The sequence below is a fragment of the Salmonella sp. NW38 genome (assembly GCF_051807745.1).
In the GTDB taxonomy this organism is placed as follows: domain Bacteria; phylum Pseudomonadota; class Gammaproteobacteria; order Enterobacterales; family Enterobacteriaceae; genus Salmonella; species Salmonella enterica.
Genome location: NZ_JAMMTO010000015.1, coordinates 39,436 through 66,326, shown reverse-complemented (window position 1 = coordinate 66,326; position 26,891 = coordinate 39,436). Strand labels below are relative to the sequence as shown.

The following is a 26,891-nucleotide window of genomic DNA, read 5'->3' as shown; positions in this document are numbered from 1 at the left end:
GCCCCTACTGTCTATTCGAAGAGAATCGATGTGAAAGTACTGACTGTATTTGGTACACGACCGGAGGCCATTAAGATGGCGCCTCTGGTCCATGCGCTGGAAAAAGATCCTCATTTCGAGGCCAAAGTATGCGTTACTGCGCAGCATCGGGAGATGCTTGATCAGGTATTAACTCTTTTTTCTATTGTGCCTGATTACGATCTCAACATTATGCAGCCGGGACAGGGGTTGACGGAAATTACCTGCCGAATTCTGGAGGGATTAAAGCCGATCCTGGCAGATTTTAAACCTGATGTGGTGCTGGTTCATGGCGATACCACCACTACGATTGCTACCAGCCTGGCGGCTTTCTATCAACGAATTCCGGTAGGGCACGTAGAAGCCGGGTTGCGAACCGGCGATCTCTATTCCCCCTGGCCGGAAGAGGCAAACCGTACGCTGACCGGACATCTGGCGATGTACCACTTTGCGCCGACGGAAAACTCGCGGCAGAATCTGTTGCGGGAGAACATTCCGGATGAGCGCATTTTTGTCACTGGCAATACCGTTATCGACGCGCTGATCTGGGTACGCGATCGCGTTCTGACGAGCGATACATTACAGGCTGAACTGGCCGAGCAGTATCCTTTCCTCAACGCGAATAAGAAGATGATTTTGGTGACCGGTCATCGGCGTGAAAGCTTTGGTCAGGGCTTTGAGCATATCTGCCAGGCGCTGGCGGAAATCGCCGCCGCGAACCAGAATGTGCAAATTGTCTATCCGGTGCATCTCAATCCCAACGTCAGCGAACCTGTCAACCGTATCCTCGGCCATGTTGAAAACGTGGTACTGATTGAGCCGCAGGACTACTTACCTTTTGTCTGGCTGATGAATCACGCCTGGCTCATTCTGACCGATTCCGGCGGTATTCAGGAAGAAGCGCCGTCATTAGGTAAGCCGGTATTGGTCATGCGTGAAACCACAGAGCGTCCGGAAGCCATTACCGCAGGTACGGTAAGACTGATCGGCACGGACTCCCGGCGCATTGTGGCGGAAGTTATGCGTCTGCTGCACGACGAAAATGAATATCAAACTATGAGCCGCGCCCATAATCCTTATGGTGACGGGCAATCATGCGCGCGCATTTTACAGGCGTTAAAAAGTTATCGGGTATCGTTATGAGTTTTACGACCATTTCTGTTATTGGGCTGGGGTATATCGGATTACCGACTGCGGCCGCTTTTGCTTCCCGCCAGAAGCAGGTTATCGGCGTGGATATCAACCAACATGCGGTAGACACCATAAATCGCGGTGAAATTCACATCGTGGAGCCGGCGTTGGGCAATGTGGTGAAGATGGCGGTGGAAGGCGGCTTTCTGCGTGCAACGACGACACCTGTCGAGGCCGATGCGTACCTGATTGCCGTGCCGACGCCATTCAAAGGCGATCACGACCCTGACATGGCCTATGTGGAAGCCGCGGCGAAATCCATTGCGCCGGTATTAAAAAAAGGAGCACTGGTAATTCTGGAATCAACATCGCCGGTCGGCGCAACGGAGCAAATGGCCGGCTGGCTGGCCGGGATGCGCCCGGATCTGACCTTTCCCCAGCAGGCGGGCGAGCAGGCCGACGTGAATATCGCCTATTGTCCGGAGCGCGTGCTGCCGGGTCAGGTGATGGTGGAACTCATTAAAAATGACCGCGTGATTGGCGGTATGACGCCAGTATGTTCGGCTCGCGCCAGCGCGCTGTACAAAATTTTCCTTGAGGGCGAATGCGTTGTCACCAACTCGCGCACCGCAGAGATGTGCAAGCTGACGGAAAATAGCTTCCGTGATGTGAATATCGCTTTTGCGAATGAATTGTCGCTGATTTGCGCCGAACAGGGGATTAACGTCTGGGAATTGATCCGTCTGGCGAACCGCCATCCGCGCGTCAATATTTTGCAGCCGGGCCCAGGCGTTGGCGGGCACTGCATTGCGGTCGATCCGTGGTTTATTGTGGCGCAAAATCCGCAGCAGGCGAGACTGATTCGCTCCGCGCGTGAAGTGAACGACGGCAAACCGCACTGGGTGGTCGATCAGGTAAAAGCCGCGGTCGCAGATTGCCTGGCGGCCACCGATAAACGCGCCAGCGAAGTGAAAATCGCCTGTTTTGGGCTGGCCTTTAAGCCGAATATCGACGATCTGCGCGAAAGCCCGGCGATGGGGATCGCGCAAAGTATCGCCCGCTGGCACAGCGGCGAAACCCTGGTCGTCGAACCGAATATCCATCAGTTGCCGAAAAAATTGGACGGACTTTGCACGCTGGCGAAACTGGACGCGGCGCTGGCCGCCGCCGATGTGCTGGTGATGCTGGTCGATCATGACGAATTTAAAGCGATTCCCGGCGATGCGGTTAATCAACGTTATGTGGTTGATACCAAAGGAGTCTGGCGCTGATGAAACGGATTCTGGTGACCGGCGGCGCAGGCTTTATCGGATCTGCGGTGGTGCGGCATATCATCCATGAAACGGCAGACGCGGTGGTGGTGGTGGATAAACTCACCTATGCGGGCAACCTGATGTCTCTGGCGTCGGTGGCGCAAAGCGACCGTTTCGCCTTTGAGAAGGTGGATATCTGCGATCGGGCATCACTGGAGCGAGTTTTCCAGCAGTATCAGCCCGATAGCGTGATGCACCTGGCGGCGGAAAGCCATGTAGACCGTTCCATCGACGGCCCGGCGGCGTTTATTGAAACGAATATCGTTGGTACTTACACCTTGCTGGAAGCCGCTCGCGCTTACTGGTCCGCGCTTGACGCGGACGCTAAAGCGGCGTTCCGCTTCCACCATATCTCCACCGATGAAGTGTATGGCGATCTGCATACTGCAGACGATTTCTTCACCGAAACCACGCCATATGCGCCAAGCAGCCCTTATTCCGCCTCCAAAGCCAGCAGCGACCATCTGGTACGCGCCTGGTTACGTACCTACGGTCTGCCTACGCTTGTCACCAACTGCTCTAATAACTACGGGCCCTACCATTTCCCGGAAAAACTGATCCCGCTGATGATTCTGAACGCGCTGGCGGGTAAACCATTGCCGGTCTATGGCAACGGTCAGCAAATTCGCGACTGGCTGTATGTGGAGGATCATGCCCGTGCGTTGTATCACGTGGTGACGAACGGCGCGGTGGGCGAAACGTATAATATCGGCGGTCATAACGAACGTAAAAATCTGGATGTGGTCAGGACGATCTGCGCTCTGCTGGAAGAACTGGCCCCGCAAAAACCGCAGGGTGTGGCGAATTATCACGATCTGATTACCTTCGTCGACGATCGACCCGGCCATGACTTACGTTATGCCATCGACGCGTCGAAAATCGCCCGCGAGCTGGGCTGGACGCCGCAGGAAACCTTCGAAAGCGGGATGCGAAAAACCGTTCAGTGGTATCTCGCCAATGAGGCCTGGTGGAAACCCGTGCAGGATGGCAGTTATCAGGGCGAACGCTTAGGACTGAAACGCTAAACGGCAGGTTCTTACTCCTGGAGGAGAAACGAATGAAAGGCATCATTCTGGCCGGAGGTTCCGGTACCCGGTTGCATCCCATTACGCGCGGCGTATCAAAGCAGCTTCTGCCCGTCTACGACAAACCGATGATTTACTATCCGTTATCGGTGCTAATGCTGGCGGGCATTCGTGAGATCTTGATCATCACCACGCCGGAGGATAAACGCGACTTTCAGCGTTTGTTGGGCGACGGCGCAGCATTCGGTATCGATTTACACTATGCCGAGCAGCCCAGCCCGGATGGGCTGGCGCAGGCCTTTATCATTGGCGAAACGTTCCTCAACGGTGAACCCTCATGCCTGGTATTGGGCGACAATATCTTTTTTGGTCAGGGCTTTAGCCCCAAACTCCGTCAGGTCGCGGCGCGTACCGAAGGCGCTACAGTATTTGGCTATCAGGTCATGGACCCGGAACGCTTTGGCGTCGTGGAGTTTGACGATGATTTTCGCGCGCTCTCGCTGGAAGAAAAGCCGAAACAGCCTAAATCTAACTGGGCGGTCACCGGCCTCTATTTCTATGACAGCAAGGTCGTCGAGTATGCGAAGCGCGTGAAACCGTCCGGGCGTGGCGAGCTGGAGATCACTTCTATCAACCAGATGTATCTGGAGGAAGGTAAGCTGACCGTTGAACTGCTGGGCCGCGGTTTCGCCTGGCTGGATACGGGCACCCACGACAGTCTGATTGAGGCGAGCACTTTTGTGCAGACGGTGGAAAAGCGCCAGGGCTTCAAAATTGCCTGTCTGGAGGAGATTGCCTGGCGCAACGGCTGGCTGGATGATGATGGTTTGAAACGCGCCGCCAGTCAGCTTGAAAAAACCGGCTATGGCCAATATTTACTGGAGTTGCTCCGTGCCCGTCCGCGCCAGTATTGAACCGTTACTCTGGGAAAATACGTTCTTTGGCGTGAATAGCGGCATTGTGCGTATCGATGCCTCAGCGCCCGAATTAACGCCAGAAGCGCTGCAGGCGTGGCAACGCGTGCAGGTAAAAGTGCCGGCTGAAAACATCGCCTGGCTGTCGGCGTTGCAATCGCTGGGATTCTCTTTGGTTGAAGGCGAAGTGGATTTTGCGTTGCCGGTAAAAGGGCATCGCGACCAGCATGGCGCGGAAATTGCACACCTTACGGACATCCCTGCTTTGCGTCAGTTGGCCGGAGAGGCGTTTACGCAGAGTCGTTTTCGCGCGCCGTGGTATGCGCCCGATGCCAGCGCCCGTTTTTACGCCCAGTGGATTGAGAATGCGGTACGCGGCACGTTTGATCACCAATGCCTGGTGCTTCGCACGGAGACAGGCGCTATCCGCGGTTACGTCTCGCTGCGGGAATTGAATGATACCGACGCGCGCATCGGTCTGTTGGCTGGACGCGGCGCGGGAGCGGAACTTATGCAGGCGGCGATCTGTTGGGCGCAGAGTCGCGGCAAAGCAACATTGCGGGTGGCGACCCAGTTGGGCAACACCGCCGCGCTTAAACGTTACATACAAAGCGGTGCCAACATCGAAAGCACTGCGTACTGGTTATACAGGTGACAACATGATTCCTTTTAATGCGCCGCCGGTGGTGGGAACCGAACTCGAATACATGCAGTCTGCAATGAGCAGCGGCAAACTGTGCGGCGACGGCGGCTTTACGCGCCGTTGCCAGCAGTGGCTAGAGCAACATTTCGGCAGCGCGAAGGTGTTGCTGACGCCTTCCTGTACCGCGTCGCTGGAGATGGCGGCTCTGTTGTTGGATATTCAGCCCGGCGATGAAGTGATCATGCCGAGCTTTACGTTTGTCTCCACCGCTAACGCTTTTGTCCTGCGCGGCGCGAAAATTGTGTTTGTCGATATTCGTCCGGATACGATGAATATTGACGAAACGCTGATTGAGGCGGCAATTACTGATAAAACCCGCGCTATCGTGCCGGTACACTACGCTGGCGTCGCTTGTGAAATGGACGTCATCATGGCGCTGGCGGATAAGTATAATCTGTTCGTTGTCGAGGATGCCGCCCAGGGCGTGATGTCCACGTACAAAGGGCGCGCGTTAGGAACGATCGGTCACGTCGGCTGTTTTAGCTTCCATGAAACCAAAAATTACACCGCTGGCGGCGAAGGCGGCGCGACGCTGATCAACGATCGTACGCTGATTGAACGCGCGGAGATCATCCGCGAAAAAGGCACCAACCGCAGCCAGTTCTTCCGTGGTCAGGTGGACAAATACACCTGGCGGGATATCGGCTCCAGTTATTTGATGTCCGATCTGCAGGCTGCCTACCTGTGGGCGCAACTGGAGGCCGCCGATCGTATCAATCAACAGCGTCTGTCGCTGTGGCAGACTTACTACGATGCGTTAACGCCGCTGGCGCGCGCCGGGCGTATCGAGCTGCCTTCTATTCCGGAAAACTGCGGGCATAATGCCCACATGTTTTACATCAAACTGCGGGATATCGCCGATCGCAGCGCGCTGATTAATTTCCTGAAAGAGGCGGAAATCATGGCGGTATTCCATTACATTCCGCTGCATGATTGTCCGGCGGGCGATAAATTCGGCGAGTTTATCGGGGACGATGTCTACACCACAAAAGAGAGCGAACGTTTGTTGCGTCTGCCGCTGTTTTATAACCTTGCGCCCGTCGATCAACGAACGGTGATTACTACCTTGCTAAATTATTTCTCCTGATATGTCGCTTGCTAAAGCCTCCCTGTGGACGGCGGTCAGTACGCTGGTAAAAATTGGCGCCGGACTGCTGGTGGTGAAACTACTGGCCGTCTCTTTTGGTCCGGCGGGCGTCGGACAAGCGAGTAACTTCCGCCAGATGATCACCGTGCTGGGCGTATTGGCTGGTGCCGGGATATTTAACGGCGTTACCAAACTCGTCGCACAACATCATGATAACCCGGCGCAGTTACGTACCGTGGTGGGAACCTCCTCCGCGATGGTATTGGGTTTCTCTACGCTGCTGGCGCTGGTCTTCCTGCTGGCGGCGGCGCCGATTAGCCAGGGACTGTTCGGTCATACGGACTATCAAGGGCTGGTGCGTCTGGTTGCGCTGGTACAAATGGGGATCGCCTGGGCGAACCTGCTGCTGGCGCTAATGAAGGGCTTTCGTGACGCGTCGGGTAATGCCTTATCGTTAATTGTCGGCAGCTTTTTGGGCGTCGCCGCCTGGTATCTCTGCTACCGTGTTGGCGGCTATGAAGGCGCTCTGCTTGGCCTGGCGCTGGTGCCGGCGCTGGTGGTAGTGCCAGCCGGTATGATACTGATTAAGCGCGGCACCGTCCCGCTACGCTATCTCAAGCCCTCCTGGGACAACGGTCTGGCAGGGCAGCTTAGTAAATTTACCCTGATGGCGCTGATTACCTCTGTTACGATGCCGGTCGCCTATGTGATGATGCGAAACCAACTGGCCGCGCACTATAGCTGGAGCGATGTCGGGATCTGGCAGGGCGTGAGCAGTATTTCTGATGCCTATCTGCAATTTATCACCGCCTCCTTCAGCGTTTACCTGTTACCCACGCTCTCACGCCTGACGGAAAAACAGGACATTACGCGTGAAGTGGTAAAAGCGCTGAAATTTGTTTTACCGGCGGTCGCGGCGGCGAGTTTTACCGTCTGGCTACTGCGCGATTTTGCTATCTGGCTGCTTTTTTCCGCCAAATTCACCGCGATGCGCGATCTGTTCGCCTGGCAGTTAGTGGGCGACGTGCTGAAAGTCGGCGCCTATGTTTTCGGTTATCTGGTGATTGCCAAAGCGTCGTTGCGATTTTACATTCTGGCCGAAATTAGCCAGTTCATTCTGTTAACGGCGTTCGCTCACTGGCTGATTCCCGCTCACGGCGCGCTGGGTGCGGCACAGGCTTATATGGCCACCTATATTGTCTATTTTTCACTTTGTTGCGGCGTATTTTTACTCTGGCGTAGGCGAGCATGACTGTACTGATTCACGTCCTGGGATCGGATATCCCTCACCATAACCACACCGTGTTGCGGTTTTTCAATGATACGCTGGCCGCCACAAGCGAGCACGCGCGTGAATTTATGGTTGCCGGCGAAGATAACGGCTTCACGGAAAGCTGCCCGGCGCTCTCGCTTCGTTTTTATGGCAGTAAGAAAGCGCTGGCGCAGGCGGTCATCGCCAAAGCGAAAGCAAATCGTCGACAGAGATTCTTCTTTCACGGTCAGTTCAACACCAGCCTGTGGCTGGCGCTGTTAAGCGGCGGTATTAAGCCAGCTCAGTTTTACTGGCATATCTGGGGCGCGGATCTCTACGAAGTGTCCCACGGGCTGAAATTCCGCCTTTTCTACCCGCTTCGTCGTATCGCGCAGGGACGAGTAGGAGGCGTATTCGCGACGCGCGGCGATCTCAGCTATTTTGCGCGCCAGCACCCGGGCGTACGCGGCGAGTTGCTCTATTTCCCGACGCGCATGGACCCTTCCCTGAACTCTATGGCAAAAGAGCGCCAACGTGCGGGGAAATTGACCATTTTAGTAGGGAACTCCGGCGATCGCAGTAACCAACATATTACGGCGTTACGGGCGGTGTATCAGCAGTTTGGCGATACGGTAAACGTGGTGGTGCCGATGGGCTATCCGGCCAATAACCAGGCCTATATTGATGAGGTTCGCCAGGCCGCTCTGGCGCTATTTAGCGCCGAAAATCTACAAATTCTTAGCGAAAAAATGGAATTTGATGCCTATCTTGCGCTGTTGCGCCAGTGCGACCTCGGTTATTTTATTTTTGCCCGCCAACAGGGGATCGGGACGTTGTGCCTGCTAATTCAGGCCGATATCCCGTGCGTACTGAATCGCGACAATCCTTTCTGGCAGGATATGGCGGAACAGCATCTGCCCGTCCTGTTTACCACGGACGATCTTAATGAGCAGGTCGTGCGCGAGGCGCAGCGTCAGCTCGCATCGGTAGATAAAAGCGGCATCACCTTCTTTAGCCCCAACTACCTGCAACCGTGGCATAATGCGTTGAGAATCGCCGCAGGAGAAGCCGAATGAGTTTAATGCAATTCAGCGGGCTGCTGGTGGTCTGGCTGCTCTCTACGCTGTTTATCGCCACGCTGACCTGGTTTGAATTTCGCCGCGTGCGTTTTAACTTCAACGTTTTCTTTTCGTTGCTGTTTTTGTTGACCTTCTTTTTTGGTTTTCCGCTAACCAGCGTGCTGGTATTTCGTTTCGACGTTGGCGTCGCGCCGCCGGAAATCTTATTGCAGGCTCTATTATCCGCCGCCTGTTTCTACGGCGTGTATTACGTGACCTATAAAACGCGTTTACGCAAACGCGTTGTGGATGTACCACGCAAGCCGCTATTTACCATGAACCGGGTGGAAACCCACCTTACCTGGGTGATCCTGATGGGCATCGCGCTGGTGAGCGTGGCGATTTTCTTTATGCATAACGGCTTTTTGCTGTTCCGGCTGCACTCCTACAGCCAGATCTTTTCCAGCGAAGTCTCCGGCGTGGCGTTAAAACGGTTCTTCTATTTCTTCATTCCGGCGATGCTGGTGGTCTATTTCCTGCGCCAGGACAGCAAAGCGTGGCTGTTCTTTCTGGTGAGCACCGTCGCGTTTGGTCTGTTGACCTACATGATTGTCGGCGGCACGCGCGCTAACATCATTATTGCGTTTGCTATCTTCCTGTTTATCGGCATTATTCGGGGCTGGATCAGCCTGTGGATGCTGGCAGCGGCGGGCGTGCTGGGGATTGTTGGTATGTTCTGGCTGGCGCTCAAACGCTACGGATTAAATGTGAGCGGCGATGAGGCGTTCTATACGTTTCTTTATCTGACGCGCGATACCTTTTCGCCGTGGGAGAATCTGGCGCTGCTGTTGCAAAATTACCACAATATCGATTTTCAGGGGCTGGCCCCTATCGTGCGTGATTTCTACGTCTTTATTCCCACCTGGTTATGGCCGGGACGACCCAGTATCGTGCTGAATTCTGCGAATTACTTCACCTGGGAAGTCCTGAACAACCATTCTGGCCTGGCGATATCGCCAACGCTTATCGGATCGCTGGTGGTCATGGGCGGGGCGCTGTTTATTCCGCTCGGCGCGATCGTCGTCGGGCTGATTATCAAATGGTTCGACTGGCTATATGAACTGGGTAACCGGGAGCCCAATCGCTATAAGGCGGCGATTCTGCACAGTTTCTGCTTTGGCGCCATCTTTAATATGATTGTGCTGGCGCGAGAAGGGCTGGATTCGTTTGTCTCGCGCGTGGTTTTCTTCCTGGTGGTTTTTGGCGCCAGCCTGCTGGTCGCTAAGCTTCTGTTCTGGTTATTTGATAGCGCCGGACTGATTCATAAACGTACAACTTCGCTCCCTCAGGCACAGGTGGAAGGAAAACTATGACCAATAATGCCGCTGCGCCCCTTTACTCGCTGCGCGGGTTACCTCTGATTGGCTGGCGCGACATGTCACATGCGCTGAATTATCTGTTTGCCGATGGTCAACTGAAGCAAGGCACGTTGGTGGCGATCAACGCCGAAAAGCTGCTGACGGCGGAAGATAATCCGGAAGTCCGCGCGTTGATAGCGGCGGCGGAATTTAAATATGCCGATGGCATCAGCGTGGTGCGTTCAATACGTAAAAAATTTCCGCAGGCGCAGGTTTCTCGTGTGGCTGGCGCTGACCTTTGGGAAGCGTTAATGGCGCGCGCGGGTAAAGAAGGCACGCCGGTATTTCTTGTCGGCGGCAAGCCTGAGGTGCTGGCGCAGACGGAAGCAAAACTGCGGACGCAGTGGAACGTCAATATTGTGGGTAGCAAGGACGGTTACTTTACGCCGGAGCAGCGTCAGGCGCTATTTGCGCGTATCCATGCCAGCGGCGCGAAAATTGTCACCGTCGCGATGGGATCGCCAAAACAGGAATTGCTCATGCGCGATTGTCGGGAAGTGCATCCCCATGCGCTATATATGGGGGTGGGCGGTACCTATGATGTGTTTACCGGTCACGTCAAACGCGCCCCAAAAATATGGCAGAACCTGGGGCTGGAGTGGTTGTATCGTCTGCTTTCTCAACCGAAGCGTATTACCCGCCAGATGCGTCTGCTGCGCTACCTTCGCTGGCACTATACTGGCGATCTCTAATTCTCCCTTCTGATGACTTGAGCAGCGGATTGTGCTTATGGCGCTGCTCATTTACAACATAATCGATGATTTCTTACACAATAAGTGCATTTTTTTAATGCTCCATTTGCCATTTGTCCAAATTTAAGAAAATATTCGCAACAATCGATGTACCCATAACAATAACCGGTACTACCGGAACCGTTGCAAACACGACATGAGGATTTATGGCAGAGAAAAAACCGGAGCTACAGCGTGGGCTGGAAGCTCGTCATATTGAATTGATTGCCCTCGGGGGCACCATCGGCGTCGGACTCTTTATGGGCGCCGCCAGTACGCTGAAATGGGCGGGCCCGTCAGTGCTGCTGGCGTATATCATCGCCGGATTGTTCGTCTTTTTCATCATGCGTTCGATGGGGGAGATGCTCTTTCTGGAACCTGTTACCGGCTCCTTTGCCGTGTACGCCCACCGGTATATGAGTCCTTTTTTTGGCTATCTTACCGCCTGGTCATACTGGTTTATGTGGATGGCGGTCGGGATCTCGGAAATTACCGCCATTGGGGTCTACGTCCAGTTCTGGTTTCCGGAGATGGCGCAGTGGATACCGGCGCTGATTGCCGTCGGACTGGTCGCGTTGGCGAATCTGGCTGCGGTGCGCCTGTATGGTGAAATCGAGTTCTGGTTTGCGATGATCAAAGTCACCACGATTATTGTGATGATCATCATCGGCCTGGGGGTGATTTTCTTCGGTTTTGGTAACGGCGGCCAGGCGATTGGCTTTGGTAATCTGACCGAGCATGGCGGCTTTTTTGCCGGCGGCTGGAAAGGCTTTCTGACCGCATTATGTATCGTGGTGGCCTCTTATCAGGGGGTTGAGTTGATCGGTATTACCGCCGGTGAAGCGAAGAATCCGCAGGTGACGTTGCGTAGCGCGGTGGGTAAAGTGCTGTGGCGTATCCTGATTTTTTATGTTGGCGCGATTTTCGTGATCGTCACCATTTTCCCGTGGAATGAGATTGGCAGCAACGGCAGTCCCTTTGTGCTCACCTTCGCGAAAATCGGCATCACCGCTGCGGCGGGCATTATCAACTTTGTCGTGCTGACGGCGGCGCTCTCCGGCTGTAACAGCGGAATGTATAGCTGTGGGCGTATGCTTTACGCGCTGGCGAAAAACCGTCAACTGCCGGCGGCAGTCGCGAAAGTCTCTCGCCACGGCGTGCCGGTCGCGGGCGTGGCGCTCTCTATTTTGATTTTGCTGGTAGGTTCTTGCCTGAACTACATCATCCCCAATCCGCAGCGCGTCTTTGTTTACGTTTATAGCGCCAGCGTACTGCCGGGGATGGTGCCGTGGTTTGTCATTCTGATTAGCCAACTGCGCTTTCGTCGGGCGCATAAAGAAGCGATTGCGGATCATCCTTTTCGTTCCATTATGTTCCCGTGGGCGAACTATTTGACGATGGCGTTTCTGTTTTGCGTTTTAATCGGCATGTACTTTAATGAAGATACGCGCATGTCGCTGTTTGTCGGCGTCATCTTCCTGCTGGCCGTCACGCTGGTCTACAAAGTTTTCGGTCTGAATCGTCACGGAACCGCCCACAAGGTGGGGGAATAAGCGCCAAAATGCGCAAAGCATAACCAAACGCGCATTTTATTTAAAAAGGCACTGGACAGCGGGGTGTGAAGTCCGTATTATCCACCCCCGCAACGGCGCTAAGCGCCCGTAGCTCAGCTGGATAGAGCGCTGCCCTCCGGAGGCAGAGGTCTCAGGTTCGAATCCTGTCGGGCGTACCATTTATTTAGGTGCTTGAGCTGCGGTGGTTTAATACCGCGTAAAAAGTTTCAGTGGTGGCTATAGCTCAGTTGGTAGAGCCCTGGATTGTGATTCCAGTTGTCGTGGGTTCGAATCCCATTAGCCACCCCATTAATATAGAGTTGTGAAACGCGAAGGTGGCGGAATTGGTAGACGCGCTAGCTTCAGGTGTTAGTGTCCTTACGGACGTGGGGGTTCAAGTCCCCCCCCTCGCACCACGACTCAATGAATTGAACTAAAAATTCAAAAAAGCAGTATATCGGCGAGTAGCGCAGCTTGGTAGCGCAACTGGTTTGGGACCAGTGGGTCGGAGGTTCGAATCCTCTCTCGCCGACCAATTTTGAACCCCGCTTCGGCGGGGTTTTTTGTTTTCTGTTCATTTTCAACTACTTATCCCGCACGTGTTGCCATTATGGTTTATTGGCGATATCCCAGACTTTATTTGTCGCTATTCGGTGACGAATAATCTATTGATTTATAATCACTTTATAAAAAACATCCTGTTCTGTCTCCGCCAGGCGACACGCTAAAACCTCGCCAGCGGCGGGGGGATGACAATCGCGTGAATTCTCTACGTTTTTTTAACGCCTGCGCCTGTTTTTTAGCGGTGCAAAGATGGCACGTTATGTGCAATAATGTACGGGTAGATGCTCATTCCATCTCTTATGTTCGCCTTCTGGCCTCATAAACTCAGGAATGATGCAGAGCCGTTTACGGTGCTTATCGTCCACTGACAGATGTCGCTTACGCCTCATCAAACACCCTGGACACAACGTTGAGTGAAGCACCCCTTTATGTTGTCATACAGACCTGTTTTGACGCCTGCCCCTTAACCGGGCAGGCGTTTTTTTATGCATCCCGAATGATTTTGTGTAGGCGGTAGGCCCGGTAAGCGAAGCGCCACCGGGCAAGGGGGGATTACTGCGGGGGATTGTTCTGTAATGTCAGCATCAGGCCGTCGCGCCGCATGGCGGCGGCCTCTTCCGGTTGATGCAGTCGATCAAGCGCATCGGCAAGCCAGGCATAATCATACGCGTCCGGGCGTTGTTTCAGCGCGGCGCGGAAAGCCAGAGTCGCCTCCTGCCATTCACCGTGTTTCATTAGCGACTGACCGAGTGTGCTCCATAACAGCGGGCGATCGCCTACTGTCTTAATTTGCTGGCGCAGCACTTTCTCCAGTTGTTCCGGATTATTGGTTCTGAGGCGAGGAATGGGCAGCACCAGTCGATCGTCATACTGGCGTTTCAGACCGTCGATGATAATCTGCTGCGCCATATCATGATCGTCACATTCGATCAGATGCTCGGCCATCGCGACCTGCAGCGCCACCTGATGGCGGGTTTTACGGCTTTGGTTTTTCCACCAGGTGCGTAATCCTTCGCTGCCCTGCTCGGCGCGCGCCTGATCCATGAGTCCTATCCACGCCTGTTGTTCGAGCATGGCGCGATGCGCTTCATCGCCGACGTGCGCTTTCGCCATGGATGGGATGATATCCAGTAAAGAACTCCATGCGCTGGTGCGAATATAGGCCTGCTCCGCCAGACGCAGAACTTCCGGGTGACGCGGCGTGACCTCCAGCAGTTTGTCCACGCCGTGACGCGCCGCGTGATTTTCATTGCGCGCCAGCTGTAAGCGCACGCGTGTGATCTCGACCGGGATGGTGTCGTTCCCCGCCAGCTCTGCCGCACGTTCAAGGTGCTGATTAGCGCGTGCTTCATCGCCGCGCTGCTGCGCCGCTTCTGCCGCCAGCAGATAATTTACCACCGGTTGTTCAGCATGGTCGGCATTTTTTGACATCAGCTTTTCAACCTGCTGATAGTCGCCCTCCGCCAGCTTCAGCAGCGCCTGTTCGGTCTGCTTGCGGGCGCGACGGCGTTTACGGCCGGCAAACCAACCGCGGGTGTGCGCGCCGGTACGAAACAGACGGCGTAGCAACCACTCAATGGCGAATAGCACCACCATAGCGACGATGAGAATGATCGCCAGGCCGGTGACGCTGGTTTCAATGTTGTAGTTATCGGTCTGGATTAACACATAGCCCTGGTGACCGGCTATCATCGGGCCGACCACGATACCCGCGAGCAACAACACAAAGAGCAATAATACTTTTAGCATCATTATTCTCCTTGCGGCGCGGCTGCCGGAGCGTCTGTCTGCGTGGCAGGCGCTGCCGTAGAGACTGTCGGTTGCGCCAGTAGATTACGCACGCGGGTTTGCATCAGTTTTTCAAGAATCGCCTGGCTTTCCAGGGTTTCCGGCAGATCCATCGTGATATTTTGCTGGCTTAATTTATCGACCTCCTCCAGGAAGGCTTTTGTCGCGGCGTCGTCAGTATCGTAATAAGCGCGAACCCAGGTCGAAACGTTATCCAGCGCCTGACGGTATGTTTCTTCCTGATGGCGTGGCACGGCCTGCGCGGCGACTAACAGGCGGGAGCGAATATTTTCGCGTAAATAGACGTCCTGGTTGGGCGCCAACAGCGGTATGGCGGTATCATCGCGGCGACGAATGGTAATAAAGCTGTCCATAAAGTTCTGCCAGCTTTTTTGCAGGTTAACGCGCCATTCGCTTAGCGAGCTGGACAGCTCGCTGCTGTCTGAATCCATCGGCGAACCATCGGTATCGTTATCCGCCAGACGCAGGTTATCGATTTGGTTAGAGAGCTGATTGAGTTTGAGAATAATGCCGTCGTAGTCGATCTGCGCAACGGATGACAGGCTGGCGATATCGTCAGTAATCGCGCGTCGTGCGGTAATGAGGCTGGGGTCATTCATGTCCGCCAGACTGGCGTCAGCGCTTTTGAGCAACGCAGCGGCGGTAGTGACGTCCTGATCGCTCCACAGCTTGCGTCCGGCGAGTTTCACCAGGAAATCAGCCTGCGCCAGCAGCCAGGTTTTAGCATCGCTGCCGGAAATAGTGGCGACTTTTTGTTGTACTTCATCAAGCTGTTTCGCCAGCGCCGCCTGTTGGCGATTCGCGTCATCTAACTGCGCCGCTTGTTTTTTGATAATCCCTTCCAGCTCCGCTTTTTGGCTCTCCTGCGCCTTTTGCAAGGCGGTCAGTTGCGTCGCCAGCGCATCGCTGGTTTCCGTTTGCGCGGTTGCTTGCTGTTTCCCCCAGCCATAAAGCCCAATACCTGCCGCCAGGGCAATCGCGATCGCCACCGCGCTTAATACCAGCGCGGCGCCGTTCTTACTTTTTTTCTCGGTATTAACTGGCTGTGGCGTGGTTTCCACGCTCTCCCTGGTCTCATCAACCACGGCGGAGGATTTTTCTTGTTCCGTCATTATGGCATCCCATTATGAGAGTTATTGTAATGCGCGCAACAGCGCATCGTTGTCGGCGTTATCAGCGACCTTAATATCTTGCCAGCCCAGTTCCCGGGCGAGGTGCGCCAGACGCTCACTGACGACCAATAGCCGACAGCGTAGTAACCAGTGCTCACGATACCACTGGGGAGTCAGCGACCAGAGCCGTTGCAACATCTCGCCGCTGGTAACAACAAGCGTTGTTACGCCGCGAGTATGCCAGCGCATCGCTTCTTCCGCGCCATCGTAATGTTTCGCACATCGTTGATAACATTCACAAAAACTGACTTCGGCTCCGCGAGCTGTCAGGGTTTCGCCCAGCAGTTCGCGGCCGCCATTGCCACGCAAAATCAGCGCGCGTTTGCCCGCAATATTTTGTAATTCAGGTAATTGTAGCAAGGCTTCGCTGATTTCCCGATCCAATGGATAACGAATATCGAACCCGCTAACGGTATGAAGGGCGAGCGCCGTGGTGCGGCCAATCGCGAAATAGCGCGGCGACGCAGGCCAGTTTCGGCCATCCCGCTGGAGCTGGGCGTGAGCAAAGGCGACGGCGTGCTGTGAAAGGGCAAAAACCAGATCGTTTTCCGTCAGCGTCGTCAGGCGGTCGGCCAGGGTGGGTAGCTCCCGACCGGCGACAAATTCAATCAGTGGAAAACTCCAGGCCACCTGCCCCAGTGCGCGCAGACGGCTCACTAACGCTTCCCCTGCGGGAGAGGGGCGGGTGATCAGAATACTCATGCGGGCGTCTCGCCGTTATAAACTTCCGTCAGAATCGCGCGCGCGCCGTTTTCCAGCAGTTCCTCTGCAAGCGAGATGCCCATTTGCTCCGCCTGCTCGGGAGAACCACGACGTTCGCCGCGCACCATCACCGAACCGTCCGGCGCGCCAACCAGCGCGCGTAGCCAAATTTCACCGTTGATGATTTCTGCATAGCTGCCAATCGGCACCTGACAACCGCCTTCCAGGCGGGTGTTCATAGCGCGTTCCGCCGTTACGCGCAGCGCGGTTTGCGAGTGATTCAACGGTGCGAGCAGCGCCTGTGTTCGCGCGTCGTCAAGACGACACTCAATCCCGACGGCGCCCTGGCCTACGGCAGGAAGTGAAACGTCGGGCGGCAAGGCTGTGCGAATGCGCGACTCCAGACCTAAGCGTTTCAGACCGGCCACGGCCAGGATAATGGCGTCATAGTCGCCGTTGTCCAGCTTGCCGAGACGTGTGCCGACGTTGCCGCGCAACGAACGGATAATGAGGTCCGGACGGCGCTCCGCCAGTTGACACTGACGACGCAAACTGGACGTCCCGACGATACTACCCGCGGGCAGATCGTCCAGACTGTGATATTTATTCGAGACAAACGCGTCGCGCGGATCTTCGCGCTCGCAAATGGTCACCAGACCGAGACCATCCGGGAAGGCCACCGGAACGTCTTTCATAGAGTGCACGGCGATATCAGCGCGTTTTTCCAGCAGCGCGATTTCAAGCTCTTTAACAAACAGTCCCTTACCGCCCACTTTCGCCAGGGGAGTATCAAGGATCACGTCGCCGCGTGTGACCATCGGCACCAGTTCTACCGTCAGTCCCGGATGGGTTGCCATCAATGCGTCTTTGACATAATGTGCCTGCCAAAGCGCAAGGGGACTTTGGCGTGTGGCAATTCTTAAAACATTGTCTAACATGCTTGTTACCGTCATTATCAATCATTGACCATCCTAACATCCTTATAGAGAGTATGTTAGTTTTCCGGTCACCGTGAGTGAGAGGATAAGGCGCAGTGTCGTCAATGACAGTGAATAATGACGAGAAACCGCCAGCCCGTATTTAAGAATTTACACGCAGCGAACGGTGCTACACTTGTATGTAGCGCATCTTTCTTTACGGTCAATGAGCAAGGTGTTAAATTGATCACGTTTTAGACCATTTTTTCGTCGGTATTAGATAAAAATATGCAGGCGAGAAAGGGTAACGGTTATTTTTGACATACGGTTTATCCCGAATGGCGACGGTCAAGTACTGACCTGCACCATGACGGGTAGCAACATCAGGCGATACGTCTTGTACCTCTATATTGAGACTCTGAAACAGAGACTGGATGCCATAAATCAACTGCGTGTGGATCGCGCGCTTGCTGCCATGGGACCCGCTTTTCAGCAGGTTTACAGTCTTCTGCCGACATTATTGCACTATCACCATCCACTGATGCCGGGTTACCTTGATGGTAACGTTCCCAGCGGTATTTGCTTCTACACGCCTGATGAAACCCAACGCCACTATCTGAACGAACTTGAGCTGTACCGCGGTATGACGCCGCAGGACCCGCCGAAGGGCGAGCTGCCGATTACCGGTGTTTACACCATGGGCAGCACCTCCTCGGTCGGGCAGAGCTGCTCGTCCGACCTGGATATCTGGGTGTGCCATCAGTCCTGGCTCGACGGTGAAGAGCGTCAGTTGCTGCAACGTAAGTGTAGCCTGCTGGAAAGCTGGGCCGCCTCGCTTGGCGTTGAGGTGAGCTTCTTCCTGATCGACGAGAACCGTTTCCGCCATAACGAAAGCGGCAGTCTGGGCGGGGAAGACTGTGGTTCTACGCAGCATATCCTGTTGCTTGATGAGTTTTATCGTACCGCTGTGCGCCTGGCCGGGAAGCGTATCCTGTGGAGTATGGTGCCGTGCGACGAAGAAGAGCATTACGACGACTATGTCATGACGCTCTACGCGCAGGGCGTATTAACGCCAAATGAATGGCTGGATCTGGGGGGCTTAAGCTCGCTCTCCGCCGAAGAGTACTTTGGCGCCAGCCTGTGGCAGCTATACAAGAGCATTGACTCGCCGTACAAAGCGGTGCTGAAAACGCTGCTGCTGGAAGCCTACTCATGGGAATATCCCAACCCACGTCTGCTGGCGAAAGATATTAAACAACGTCTGCATGACGGTGAAATCGTATCGTTTGGACTCGATCCCTACTGCATGATGCTGGAACGGGTCACTGAATACCTGACGGCGATTGAAGATCCGACGCGGCTGGATTTAGTCCGCCGCTGCTTTTACCTGAAAGTGTGCGAGAAATTAAGTCGCGAGCGTGCCTGCGTAGGCTGGCGTCGGGAAGTATTAAGCCAGTTAGTCAGCGAGTGGGGATGGGACGACGCGCGTCTGACCATGCTCGATAATCGCGCAAACTGGAAAATCGATCAGGTGCGCGAAGCTCACAACGAATTGCTCGACGCCATGATGCAAAGCTATCGTAATCTGATTCGCTTTGCGCGGCGCAACAACCTCAGCGTGAGTGCCAGCCCGCAGGATATCGGCGTACTGACGCGTAAGCTGTACGCGGCGTTTGAAGCGTTGCCGGGTAAAGTCACGCTGGTGAACCCGCAGATATCGCCGGATCTGTCCGAGCCGAATTTAACCTTTATCCATGTGCCGCCGGGACGCGCCAACCGTTCAGGCTGGTATCTCTACAACCGTGCGCCGAACATGGATTCCATCATCAGCCATCAGCCGCTGGAATATAACCGTTATCTTAATAAGCTGGTCGCGTGGGCGTGGTTCAACGGCCTGCTGACGTCGCGAACGCATCTGTTTATTAAGGGCAACGGTATTGTCGACCTGCCTAAGTTACAGGAGATGGTCGCCGATGTTTCGCACCATTTCCCGCTGCGCTTGCCTGCTCCGACGCCGAAAGCGCTCTACAGCCCCTGTGAAATTCGCCATCTGGCGATTATCGTTAACCTCGAATATGACCCGACGGCGGCGTTTCGCAATAAAGTGGTCCATTTTGACTTCCGTAAGCTGGACGTTTTCAGCTTTGGCGAAGAGCAAAACTGTCTGATAGGCAGTATCGACTTGTTATATCGCAACTCGTGGAACGAAGTGCGTACTCTGCACTTTAACGGCGAGCAGGCGATGATCGAAGCGCTGAAAACGATTCTGGGGAAAATGCACCAGGATGCCGCGCCGCCGGATAGCGTCGAAGTGTTCTGCTACAGTCAACATCTTCGCGGTCTGATTCGCACCCGCGTGCAGCAACTGGTCTCCGAATGTATCGAGCTACGTCTTTCCAGCACCCGTCAGGAGACCGGTCGCTTCAAGGCGCTGCGGGTTTCCGGGCAGACGTGGGGGCTATTCTTCGAACGCTTGAATGTCTCGGTGCAGAAGCTGGAGAACGCTATCGAATTCTACGGCGCGATTTCGCATAACAAGCTGCACGGGCTGTCGGTACAGGTGGAAACCAACCAGGTGAAATTGCCGTCAGTGGTGGATGGCTTCGCCAGCGAAGGGATTATCCAGTTCTTCTTTGAAGAAACGGGCGATGAGAAAGGCTTTAATATTTATATTCTGGATGAAAGTAACCGGGCGGAAGTGTATCACCACTGCGAGGGTAGCAAGGAAGAACTGGTGCGCGACGTCAGTCGCTTCTATTCGTCATCGCACGATCGCTTCACGTATGGCTCCAGTTTTATCAACTTTAACCTGCCGCAGTTCTACCAGATAGTGAAAACCGATGGCCGCGAGCAGGTGATCCCATTCCGTACGCAGCCTATCAACACCGTGCCGCCAGCAAACCAGGATCATGACGCGCCGCTATTGCAGCAGTATTTTTCGTAAGTGCTGCGCCGGGCAACGCTGCCCGGCCGGCGTTCACCGCTTCACATTAACTTCACCCAACTTCGTTACCGTGACCTCCGCATTTGGTTTACAGGAGGAGGTTTGAGGTGGCAGATGCGTTCATTTTGTTAGGGATAGTCATGGCGATGGTCATCCTCGGCTTCATTCTTATAAATAAGTTATTCTGTTTTATATCTGCTGGGTGCCTGCTCTCGTTATGCGCCAGCATGGCCAGTTTTCAACTCTGGGATGCGTCTTACTGGGGGCGATGGGGAAAAGTATGTCCCGGCCTGGATGTGATCATCTCCTGCGACAATTACCATTTTCTCTATGACTTGGGATGGGAATTGTACGGTATCGCCTTTTTGTTCTTTACCGCGTTAATGCTCACATGTGCGGCCATTATTCTTATCAATATGATTATGGCTTTAGAGCGATACTGTGCCGGATGGCGGCGCTAACGCGCCTTATCCAGCCTACATTCGAAGAATGCTCATTGAGCGGAACAAGGTTTAGACAATATTTTTTCTTATGCAATTTATGTAGTAATATTCAGACCGTTCAAAACGCTATCGCGTCCTTCATTGTTTTCGTAAATATGTTTTGAAAAACCATATTAGAAACAAAAGCTCTTTAATGGTTTCTTATGGATGTTTTTATAAAAGGATATTATATGTCAAGAAACAACCCTATTCTTATTTACGTGAATAAGAAACGACAAATAAAATTAGCTCTGTTTTATTCAGTGTTAGCTATAGCTCTTATGATGAGCCTCTTTCTAAATTATAGTATTATGCTAAAGATGATGTGTGTTTTTTTCATAATCCTCATGATAGCAGGCGCAAGTGCTTACTGGTACTCCGCCTTTTCAGGAAAGCCACAGTTAACGTTGAACCAGGAGGGAGTAACATTACACACAACCAGGCTACCAATAGTTTACTGGCATGAAATCGACTATGTTGGTGAGCGTGTTAGCGATAATGCGCCTGTGCTGGCCGTTTTTGTCAAAGATGTTGAGCTTTATTGTCAGCGAATTACTAATGAGAAAATGCGTAATAATTTTCTGTCATTATTGAATAAGCATGAAAGTAATCGCGTGATGAATATCTCTCTAAACGATCTCGATTATGATTCAGATGAGTTACAGGATATTTTTAAAATGGCTGTTGCCAGAAACCTGGAACAATAGGGTAGAGATATATGTTTTTTGTTATTACTCACCATATTGATGTGCTGCCTCTGGCAACCCTACCCACACATGAAACATGCCCTTATTGTAATAATCAGGATGTATGGTTGATTATTCGCCAAAAAAGGACCCGTACATGTGGTTTGTCTCAAGCGAGAAAAAGAGATAAGTTTGGTTTAGCGATATGCAAGCATTGCAGCAATGAAATCAAGGAAAAACGTTGGTCACCAGCGTTACGTCAACTTTTTACCGAGCAGAAGCCACTGTTTAACCTAACCTTTTGGCAACGCTATGGTTTTTGGGTTGGTTGGTTGAGTGTATGGCCCGCGCTGTTTCTGGCAACCTGGCTGTATTTCACATTCCGGGGTTGGTAATACGACCGCATATCTCGTTAAATATACGCAGGAAAGCGCTATTCTTCTGGCTCTCCTGCGGAATTGAAAACTTAACGAAAACTCACCTTTTCACCCGCCTGCTGCGTTGCCGCCTGCTCCAGCAGATCCCAGAAGGTTTCGCCGCTGCGATCGCAAACCCACTCGTCACCTTTCAGGTCAAAGTGATAGCCGCCCTGTTTGGTTGCCAGCCACACCTGGTGCAACGGCTCCTGACGGTTAATAATGATCTTACTGCCGTTCTCAAAGCTGAGGGTCAGCACGCCGCCGTTGATTTCGCAGTCGATATCGCTGTCGCCGTCCCAGTTATCGAGGCGTTCTTCAATGGTGAGCCACAGGGCGTCAGCCAGGCGATGAAATTCACTGTCGTTCATTGTTTTATCCCGCTATTGAGTGATATCGCCAGTATAAGGGGAAGCGTCAGCTTCTGGAACCGATACGAATTACCGTTGTGAGCGGTAAAGGATAAAACCCAGCGGTAGATAAATGACGATAAATAGCGCACTGGTGATAAGTATAACGGACGCGTTAACCGGGAAATGGTTCAGCGCCGACAGCATTGCCACCATCAGCGCGACGCAGCCGCCGCAGAGGAGAAAATGCAACAGGATTAAGGGGGCGCGCGGCTTTGCTTTGATATCCAAAAGAGCGCTAAGCAGACCGAGTACCGCGCTTATCGTCAGAACCCCGGCAGCTTCAACACCGTTTATCGTGCCGTGCATAACGCTTTCAATAATGACGTAAATGCATGAACCGATCCCCACGCCCCGAAGGGCGTTTTTCAGATGTTTATTCAAACGCGCAAAACGGTTTAGCGGCGTCATTTTTGGCATTCCTGCGCCTGCGTTATGATGATGATATCTTTATTATTGGTGTACATGACGTTCCTATTCAGAGTATGCGTCTTATCCGGACAGGAGGATGCTGTTCGGTAAAGCTGGCTGCCAATCCACGTATAAACGTAGCGGTTATCATACGCAAAACGTTCGGTGACTTTTAGCGGCCCATTGATGCTAAAGACCTGAATATCCTGAGCCTGCTGGCTATTATGCATAAAGTAGCCGTGCTCTTTTCCGGCGTTAATTTCCCGGTTCAGGAAGGGGGCTGGGCTATCCAGTTCCAGCCCTGAGTTGCCGGGTTAATCAATGAATTGGGTAACCGACGCAGGCGTTTGAAATTCACCTCCGGCAACGAAAGATTGTTCTCCTCTTCTGGCTGGAGATAAACCACGCCGCTGCCTTGCCGTTGATAAACATTGTGCGGAGGTTCACTCAGCCGGCATCCCCAGGCGGGAGGCAGCAGAAGTGAAAGCGAAAAAAGGCAAAACAAATTACGATATTGCATAAGGTCATCCGGACGTGGTACGTAAACCTGAAGTGATTAGCAAAGCATGTTCCCTGATGTAAATGCGCAATAATCATGGCAACGCGCCGCTTTTCAGATTTTATAAAGAGTCCCTAAACGCTTGCTTTTACGCCTTCTCCTGCGATGATAGAAAATAGAAAGCATGAACTTACAGGCAATCCATAATGAAAAACGTGTTTAAGACACTCGCTGTACTTCTGACTCTGTTCAGCCTGACGGGCTGCGGTTTGAAAGGGCCGCTTTATTTCCCGCCAGCCGATAAAAATGCGCCGCCGCCGACGAAAAAAGTCGATTCGCAAACGCAGTCCACGATGCCCGATAAGAACGATCGCGCAACGGGAGATGGCCCGTCCCAGGTCAATTACTGAGGATAGTTTTCTGTCCCCGCGTGAACGGAGTGAATGATGCAATTCTCTAAAATGCATGGCCTTGGCAACGATTTTATGGTCGTCGACGCGGTAACGCAGAATGTCTTTTTTTCGCCGGAACTGATTCGTCGGCTATCCGACAGACACCTGGGCGTAGGGTTCGATCAGCTGCTGGTAGTTGAGCCGCCCTATGATCCTGAGCTGGACTTTCATTACCGCATCTTCAACGCCGACGGCAGTGAAGTCTCGCAGTGCGGCAATGGCGCGCGCTGTTTCGCGCGATTTGTTCGCCTGAAAGGGCTAACCAATAAACGCGACATTCGGGTCAGTACCGCGAATGGCCGGATGGTACTGAGCGTCACGGAAGATGAACTGGTGCGGGTGAATATGGGGGAGCCAAACTTTGAACCCGCGCAGGTGCCTTTTCGCGCCAACAAAGCGGAAAAGACGTATATTATGCGAGCGGCGGAACAGACCATACTGTGCGGCGTGGTTTCAATGGGCAATCCGCACTGTGTCATTCAGGTTGATAACGTCGACACGGCGGCCGTTGAAACACTGGGGCCGGTTCTGGAAAGCCATGAGCGTTTTCCGGAACGCGCCAACATTGGTTTTATGCAGGTTGTAAGACGTGAGCATATCCGGCTGCGAGTCTATGAACGCGGCGCAGGGGAGACCCGCGCGTGCGGCAGCGGCGCGTGCGCTGCCGTTGCCGTGGGGATTCAGCAGGGACTGCTGGCTGAAGAGGTACGCGTGGAATTACCGGGCGGTCGGCTGGATATCGCCTGGAAAGGTCCGGGTCATCCGTTATACATGACTGGTCCGGCGGCACATATCTACGACGGATTTATCCATTTATGAAGCAACCAGAGGAAGAACTACAGGAAACGCTCACGGAACTGGACGATCGAGCGGTCGTCGATTACCTGCGCCACCACCCTGAGTTTTTTATCCGTAACGCCCATGCCGTGGAAGCGATGCGTGTTCCACATCCCGTGCGGGGAACGGTTTCGCTCGTTGAGTGGCATATGGCCCGCGCGCGTAATCACATCAATGTGCTTGAAGAAAATATGACGCTGCTGATGGAACAGGCTCATGCCAATGAAAGCCTGTTTTATCGCTTGCTGCATCTGCAAAGCCGTCTGGTCGCCGCGGATAGTCTGGATGAGATGCTGATGCGGTTTCACCGCTGGGCGCGCGATTTGGGGCTTGCCGGCGCGACGCTGCGTTTGTTCCCGGATCGGTGGCGTCTTGGCGCGCCATCGCGCTATACGCATCTGGCTTTAAACCGTCAGGCCTTTGAGCCGCTGCGTATTCAACGACTGGGACAGTCGCAGCATTATCTTGGTCCGCTAAACGGCCCGGAACTGCTGGTGGTCTTGCCGGAGGCGAAGGCTGTAGGCTCGGTAGCCATGTCGATGATGGGCAGCGATGGCGACCTCGGGGTGATTCTCTTCAGCAGCCGTGACCCGCACCACTATCAGCCGGGGCAGGGGACGCAGCTTTTACAGGAGATCGCGCTGATGCTGCCGGAGCTGCTGGAACGCTGGATTAAACGCGTATGACGGATGTCGCGCTTTCTCAGGATGTCTCGCGGTTCCTGCGCTATTTAGGCGTGGAGCGCCAGCTTAGCCCCATTACCCTGCAGAACTACCAGCGTCAGCTTGATGCCATTATCGCTTTAGCCGGAGAAACCGGGCTGAAAAGCTGGCAACAATGTGACGCTGCGATTGTGCGCAGTTTTGCGGTGCGCAGTCGGCGTAAAGGGCTTGGCCCTGCCAGTCTGGCGCTACGTCTCTCGGCATTGCGAAGCTTTTTTGACTGGTTAGTCAGTCAGGGCGAATTGAAAGCTAACCCGGCGAAGGGCGTCTCCGCACCGAAAGCGCCGCGTCATCTGCCGAAAAATATTGATGTCGACGACGTTAACCGCCTGCTGGACATCGATCTTAACGATCCGCTCGCCGTACGTGATCGGGCGATGCTGGAGGTCATGTACGGCGCGGGACTGCGTTTATCCGAACTGGTTGGCCTGGATATAAAGCACCTCGATCTTGATACCGGAGAAGTGTGGGTAATGGGTAAAGGCAGCAAAGAGCGACGCCTGCCGATTGGCCGTAACGCGGTGACGTGGATTGAGCACTGGCTGGATCTGCGCGGCCTGTTCGCCAGCGATGAAGAGGCGTTATTCCTGTCGAAGCTCGGCAAGCGTATCTCCGCGCGCAATGTCCAAAAACGGTTCGCCGAATGGGGCATAAAGCAGGGGCTAAACAGCCACGTGCATCCACATAAGCTGCGCCATTCGTTTGCGACCCATATGCTGGAATCGAGCGGCGATCTGCGCGGCGTGCAAGAGCTGCTGGGTCATGCCAACCTTTCCACCACCCAAATTTATACTCATCTTGATTTTCAACATCTTGCTTCAGTGTACGACGCGGCGCATCCGCGCGCTAAACGGGGGAAATAATGCGTTTTTACCGGCCTTTGGGGCGTATTGCCGCGCTCACCTTTGACCTGGATGATACCCTTTATGATAACCGTCCGGTGATTTTGCGTACTGAGCAGGAAGCGCTCGCTTTTATGCAGAATTATCACCCGTCGCTACGTTCGTTTCAAAACGTCGATTTACAGCGGATACGGCAGGCGGTGCGTGAAGCGGAGCCGGAAATCTATCATGACGTTACCCGCTGGCGCCATCGCGCGATAGAGCAGGCCATGCGGGATGCGGGATTATCGGCGCAGGAGGCCATTGCCGGCGCGAATGCGGCGATGATGCATTTTGCCAAATGGCGCAGCCAGATTGAGGTTCCGCAGGCTACCCATGAGACGTTACAGCAGCTTGCGAAAAAATGGCCGCTGGTGGCGATCACTAACGGCAACGCCCAGCCGGAACTGTTTGGCCTCGGCGATTACTTTAAGTTTGTACTGCGCGCCGGCCCGGATGGACGTTCCAAGCCGTTTAGCGACATGTATTTCCTGGCGGCGGAAAAACTGCATGTGCCGATCGGCGAGATCCTGCATGTCGGCGACGATCTGACTACCGATGTGGCTGGCGCTATTCGCTGTGGGATGCAGGCCTGCTGGATTAAACCTGAAAATGCCGACCTGATGCGGACGCAGGACAGCCGTTTACTGCCGCATATCGAAATTTCGCGGTTGGCATCTCTCACCTCGCTGATATAATCACCAGTAGTTCTGTATAAATTCCCAGTTATTCTGGCGGATGGCGTTATGCTTATCCGCCCTACGATAAGTAGCCCCGGTAAGCG

27 protein-coding genes, 4 tRNA genes and 1 pseudogene are annotated in these 26,891 nt (G+C 53.8%); 24 read left to right on the top strand and 8 right to left on the bottom strand.

Features of this window, described 5'->3' with window-relative positions; genetic code table 11:
- Positions 1-30: 30 nt before the first annotated feature.
- The 15 genes from wecB (at position 31) to NA624_RS21570 (ending at position 12,738) form a co-directional block, all read left to right on the top strand.
- Positions 31-1,161: a non-hydrolyzing UDP-N-acetylglucosamine 2-epimerase gene (gene wecB / locus NA624_RS21640; RefSeq protein ID WP_000866685.1), complete on the top strand. Its 1,131-nt coding sequence runs from the start codon at positions 31-33 to the stop codon at positions 1,159-1,161.
- Positions 1,158-2,420, top strand: coding sequence for a UDP-N-acetyl-D-mannosamine dehydrogenase (wecC, locus tag NA624_RS21635; protein WP_000011229.1), 1,263 nt, complete (start codon positions 1,158-1,160; stop codon positions 2,418-2,420). The genes wecB and wecC overlap by 4 nt, the downstream gene beginning before the upstream one ends.
- Complete coding sequence (rffG, locus tag NA624_RS21630; RefSeq protein ID WP_000822143.1) at positions 2,420-3,487, top strand: dTDP-glucose 4,6-dehydratase; 1,068 nt, start codon at positions 2,420-2,422, stop codon at positions 3,485-3,487. Before wecC ends, rffG begins: the two co-directional genes overlap by 1 nt.
- Before the next feature lie 32 nt (positions 3,488-3,519).
- Entirely contained in the window at positions 3,520-4,401 is an 882-nt protein-coding gene (rfbA, locus tag NA624_RS21625) for a glucose-1-phosphate thymidylyltransferase RfbA (RefSeq protein ID WP_000676077.1), read from the top strand.
- Positions 4,379-5,056 carry a dTDP-4-amino-4,6-dideoxy-D-galactose acyltransferase gene (gene rffC, locus NA624_RS21620; protein ID WP_001145156.1) on the top strand — a complete coding sequence of 226 codons (678 nt, stop codon included), beginning with the start codon at positions 4,379-4,381 and terminating at the stop codon, positions 5,054-5,056. The genes rfbA and rffC overlap by 23 nt, the downstream gene beginning before the upstream one ends.
- Before the next feature lie 4 nt (positions 5,057-5,060).
- The gene (rffA, locus tag NA624_RS21615) at positions 5,061-6,191 is read left to right on the top strand and encodes a dTDP-4-amino-4,6-dideoxygalactose transaminase (protein ID WP_000612084.1); all 1,131 of its coding nucleotides are present in this window, start codon (positions 5,061-5,063) and stop codon (positions 6,189-6,191) included.
- A gap of 1 nt (position 6,192) precedes the next feature.
- Entirely contained in the window at positions 6,193-7,443 is a 1,251-nt protein-coding gene (gene wzxE / locus NA624_RS21610) for a lipid III flippase WzxE (RefSeq protein ID WP_000050300.1), read from the top strand.
- Positions 7,440-8,519 carry a TDP-N-acetylfucosamine:lipid II N-acetylfucosaminyltransferase gene (locus NA624_RS21605; RefSeq protein ID WP_000217193.1) on the top strand — a complete coding sequence of 360 codons (1,080 nt, stop codon included), beginning with the start codon at positions 7,440-7,442 and terminating at the stop codon, positions 8,517-8,519. Before wzxE ends, NA624_RS21605 begins: the two co-directional genes overlap by 4 nt.
- Positions 8,516-9,874: an ECA oligosaccharide polymerase gene (wzyE, locus tag NA624_RS21600; protein WP_000055605.1), complete on the top strand. Its 1,359-nt coding sequence runs from the start codon at positions 8,516-8,518 to the stop codon at positions 9,872-9,874. The genes NA624_RS21605 and wzyE overlap by 4 nt, the downstream gene beginning before the upstream one ends.
- The gene (gene wecG, locus NA624_RS21595) at positions 9,871-10,611 is read left to right on the top strand and encodes a lipopolysaccharide N-acetylmannosaminouronosyltransferase (RefSeq protein WP_000183614.1); all 741 of its coding nucleotides are present in this window, start codon (positions 9,871-9,873) and stop codon (positions 10,609-10,611) included. The genes wzyE and wecG overlap by 4 nt, the downstream gene beginning before the upstream one ends.
- 206 nt (positions 10,612-10,817) lie before the next feature.
- Positions 10,818-12,203 carry a bifunctional threonine/serine APC transporter ThrP gene (gene thrP, locus NA624_RS21590; protein WP_000818377.1) on the top strand — a complete coding sequence of 462 codons (1,386 nt, stop codon included), beginning with the start codon at positions 10,818-10,820 and terminating at the stop codon, positions 12,201-12,203.
- A 102-nt stretch (positions 12,204-12,305) separates the two neighbouring features.
- Positions 12,306-12,382: transfer RNA gene (locus NA624_RS21585), tRNA-Arg, on the top strand.
- 54 nt (positions 12,383-12,436) lie between these two features.
- Positions 12,437-12,512: transfer RNA gene (locus NA624_RS21580), tRNA-His, on the top strand.
- Positions 12,513-12,532: 20 nt separating this feature from the next.
- Positions 12,533-12,619: transfer RNA gene (locus tag NA624_RS21575), tRNA-Leu, on the top strand.
- 42 nt (positions 12,620-12,661) lie between these two features.
- A tRNA-Pro gene (locus NA624_RS21570) sits at positions 12,662-12,738 on the top strand.
- A 581-nt stretch (positions 12,739-13,319) separates the two neighbouring features.
- Here the strand turns inward: NA624_RS21570 and hemY are convergent.
- The 4 genes from hemY to hemC are packed head-to-tail and all read right to left on the bottom strand — an operon-like array spanning position 13,320 to position 17,388.
- Positions 13,320-14,516 carry a protoheme IX biogenesis protein HemY gene (gene hemY / locus NA624_RS21565; protein WP_001546072.1) on the bottom strand — a complete coding sequence of 399 codons (1,197 nt, stop codon included), beginning with the start codon at positions 14,514-14,516 and terminating at the stop codon, positions 13,320-13,322.
- A gap of 2 nt (positions 14,517-14,518) precedes the next feature.
- Entirely contained in the window at positions 14,519-15,688 is a 1,170-nt protein-coding gene (gene hemX / locus NA624_RS21560; RefSeq protein ID WP_000138958.1) for a uroporphyrinogen-III C-methyltransferase, read from the bottom strand.
- Between the two features lie 21 nt (positions 15,689-15,709).
- Complete coding sequence (hemD, locus tag NA624_RS21555) at positions 15,710-16,450, bottom strand: uroporphyrinogen-III synthase (protein WP_000025502.1); 741 nt, start codon at positions 16,448-16,450, stop codon at positions 15,710-15,712.
- On the bottom strand, positions 16,447-17,388 hold the full coding sequence (gene hemC / locus NA624_RS21550) for a hydroxymethylbilane synthase (protein WP_001521319.1): 942 nt from the start codon (positions 17,386-17,388) through the stop codon (positions 16,447-16,449). Before hemC ends, hemD begins: the two co-directional genes overlap by 4 nt.
- A gap of 376 nt (positions 17,389-17,764) precedes the next feature.
- Between hemC and cyaA the strand changes: the two genes are divergently transcribed.
- The 4 genes from cyaA to NA624_RS21530 all read left to right on the top strand — a co-directional run bounded on the left by cyaA (position 17,765) and on the right by NA624_RS21530 (position 21,874).
- The gene (gene cyaA / locus NA624_RS21545) at positions 17,765-20,311 is read left to right on the top strand and encodes a class I adenylate cyclase (protein WP_000281719.1); all 2,547 of its coding nucleotides are present in this window, start codon (positions 17,765-17,767) and stop codon (positions 20,309-20,311) included.
- Positions 20,312-20,418: 107 nt separating this feature from the next.
- A complete protein-coding gene (locus NA624_RS21540) occupies positions 20,419-20,772 on the top strand; it encodes a hypothetical protein (RefSeq protein ID WP_000752576.1) in 354 nt (117 codons plus the stop codon).
- Between the two features lie 185 nt (positions 20,773-20,957).
- Entirely contained in the window at positions 20,958-21,500 is a 543-nt protein-coding gene (locus NA624_RS21535; RefSeq protein ID WP_001549974.1) for an STM3941 family protein, read from the top strand.
- An 11-nt stretch (positions 21,501-21,511) separates the two neighbouring features.
- Positions 21,512-21,874 carry a hypothetical protein gene (locus tag NA624_RS21530; RefSeq protein WP_001641751.1) on the top strand — a complete coding sequence of 121 codons (363 nt, stop codon included), beginning with the start codon at positions 21,512-21,514 and terminating at the stop codon, positions 21,872-21,874.
- Between the two features lie 71 nt (positions 21,875-21,945).
- On the opposite strand, the gene cyaY is transcribed toward NA624_RS21530, so the two are convergent.
- The 4 genes and pseudogenes from cyaY to NA624_RS21510 all read right to left on the bottom strand — a co-directional run bounded on the left by cyaY (position 21,946) and on the right by NA624_RS21510 (position 23,236).
- Positions 21,946-22,266, bottom strand: coding sequence for an iron donor protein CyaY (gene cyaY, locus NA624_RS21525; protein WP_000999925.1), 321 nt, complete (start codon positions 22,264-22,266; stop codon positions 21,946-21,948).
- 69 nt (positions 22,267-22,335) lie between these two features.
- Positions 22,336-22,725 carry a DUF3021 family protein gene (locus NA624_RS21520; RefSeq protein ID WP_001125563.1) on the bottom strand — a complete coding sequence of 130 codons (390 nt, stop codon included), beginning with the start codon at positions 22,723-22,725 and terminating at the stop codon, positions 22,336-22,338.
- A pseudogene (locus NA624_RS21515) lies at positions 22,713-23,015 on the bottom strand (hypothetical protein); the annotation flags it as partial. The pseudogene NA624_RS21515 and the gene NA624_RS21520, both read right to left, overlap by 13 nt.
- Positions 22,985-23,236, bottom strand: a complete 252-nt coding sequence (locus NA624_RS21510) for a hypothetical protein (RefSeq protein WP_001583668.1) — start codon at positions 23,234-23,236, stop codon at positions 22,985-22,987. The pseudogene NA624_RS21515 and the gene NA624_RS21510, both read right to left, overlap by 31 nt.
- 185 nt (positions 23,237-23,421) lie before the next feature.
- Here NA624_RS21510 and lptM point away from each other — a divergent pair, with 185 nt between their 5' ends.
- Genes lptM through yigB form a run of 5 tightly spaced genes read left to right on the top strand, consistent with a single transcriptional unit; the run spans position 23,422 to position 26,805 of the window.
- The gene (lptM, locus tag NA624_RS21505) at positions 23,422-23,625 is read left to right on the top strand and encodes an LPS translocon maturation chaperone LptM (protein WP_000799903.1); all 204 of its coding nucleotides are present in this window, start codon (positions 23,422-23,424) and stop codon (positions 23,623-23,625) included.
- Positions 23,626-23,661: 36 nt separating this feature from the next.
- A complete protein-coding gene (dapF, locus tag NA624_RS21500; RefSeq protein ID WP_001160671.1) occupies positions 23,662-24,486 on the top strand; it encodes a diaminopimelate epimerase in 825 nt (274 codons plus the stop codon).
- On the top strand, positions 24,483-25,190 hold the full coding sequence (locus NA624_RS21495; protein WP_000812760.1) for a DUF484 domain-containing protein: 708 nt from the start codon (positions 24,483-24,485) through the stop codon (positions 25,188-25,190). Before dapF ends, NA624_RS21495 begins: the two co-directional genes overlap by 4 nt.
- A complete protein-coding gene (gene xerC / locus NA624_RS21490) occupies positions 25,187-26,089 on the top strand; it encodes a tyrosine recombinase XerC (RefSeq protein ID WP_000132877.1) in 903 nt (300 codons plus the stop codon). Before NA624_RS21495 ends, xerC begins: the two co-directional genes overlap by 4 nt.
- Positions 26,089-26,805, top strand: coding sequence for a 5-amino-6-(5-phospho-D-ribitylamino)uracil phosphatase YigB (gene yigB, locus NA624_RS21485; protein WP_001213560.1), 717 nt, complete (start codon positions 26,089-26,091; stop codon positions 26,803-26,805). Before xerC ends, yigB begins: the two co-directional genes overlap by 1 nt.
- Positions 26,806-26,891 lie beyond the last annotated feature (86 nt).

Coding starts and splice junctions, on each gene's coding strand:
- wecC (WP_000011229.1), top strand. CDS start 1,158: ATGAGTTTTACGACCATTTCTGTTATTGGGCTGGGGTATATCGGATTA.
- rffG (WP_000822143.1), top strand. CDS start 2,420: ATGAAACGGATTCTGGTGACCGGCGGCGCAGGCTTTATCGGATCTGCG.
- rfbA (WP_000676077.1), top strand. CDS start 3,520: ATGAAAGGCATCATTCTGGCCGGAGGTTCCGGTACCCGGTTGCATCCC.
- rffA (WP_000612084.1), top strand. CDS start 5,061: ATGATTCCTTTTAATGCGCCGCCGGTGGTGGGAACCGAACTCGAATAC.
- wzxE (WP_000050300.1), top strand. CDS start 6,193: ATGTCGCTTGCTAAAGCCTCCCTGTGGACGGCGGTCAGTACGCTGGTA.
- NA624_RS21605 (WP_000217193.1), top strand. CDS start 7,440: ATGACTGTACTGATTCACGTCCTGGGATCGGATATCCCTCACCATAAC.
- wzyE (WP_000055605.1), top strand. CDS start 8,516: ATGAGTTTAATGCAATTCAGCGGGCTGCTGGTGGTCTGGCTGCTCTCT.
- wecG (WP_000183614.1), top strand. CDS start 9,871: ATGACCAATAATGCCGCTGCGCCCCTTTACTCGCTGCGCGGGTTACCT.
- thrP (WP_000818377.1), top strand. CDS start 10,818: ATGGCAGAGAAAAAACCGGAGCTACAGCGTGGGCTGGAAGCTCGTCAT.
- hemY (WP_001546072.1), bottom strand. CDS start 14,516: ATGCTAAAAGTATTATTGCTCTTTGTGTTGTTGCTCGCGGGTATCGTG.
- hemX (WP_000138958.1), bottom strand. CDS start 15,688: ATGACGGAACAAGAAAAATCCTCCGCCGTGGTTGATGAGACCAGGGAG.
- hemD (WP_000025502.1), bottom strand. CDS start 16,450: ATGAGTATTCTGATCACCCGCCCCTCTCCCGCAGGGGAAGCGTTAGTG.
- hemC (WP_001521319.1), bottom strand. CDS start 17,388: ATGTTAGACAATGTTTTAAGAATTGCCACACGCCAAAGTCCCCTTGCG.
- NA624_RS21535 (WP_001549974.1), top strand. CDS start 20,958: ATGGATGTTTTTATAAAAGGATATTATATGTCAAGAAACAACCCTATT.
- NA624_RS21530 (WP_001641751.1), top strand. CDS start 21,512: ATGTTTTTTGTTATTACTCACCATATTGATGTGCTGCCTCTGGCAACC.
- cyaY (WP_000999925.1), bottom strand. CDS start 22,266: ATGAACGACAGTGAATTTCATCGCCTGGCTGACGCCCTGTGGCTCACC.
- NA624_RS21520 (WP_001125563.1), bottom strand. CDS start 22,725: ATGCCAAAAATGACGCCGCTAAACCGTTTTGCGCGTTTGAATAAACAT.
- NA624_RS21510 (WP_001583668.1), bottom strand. CDS start 23,236: ATGCAATATCGTAATTTGTTTTGCCTTTTTTCGCTTTCACTTCTGCTG.
- lptM (WP_000799903.1), top strand. CDS start 23,422: ATGAAAAACGTGTTTAAGACACTCGCTGTACTTCTGACTCTGTTCAGC.
- dapF (WP_001160671.1), top strand. CDS start 23,662: ATGCAATTCTCTAAAATGCATGGCCTTGGCAACGATTTTATGGTCGTC.
- NA624_RS21495 (WP_000812760.1), top strand. CDS start 24,483: ATGAAGCAACCAGAGGAAGAACTACAGGAAACGCTCACGGAACTGGAC.
- xerC (WP_000132877.1), top strand. CDS start 25,187: ATGACGGATGTCGCGCTTTCTCAGGATGTCTCGCGGTTCCTGCGCTAT.
- yigB (WP_001213560.1), top strand. CDS start 26,089: ATGCGTTTTTACCGGCCTTTGGGGCGTATTGCCGCGCTCACCTTTGAC.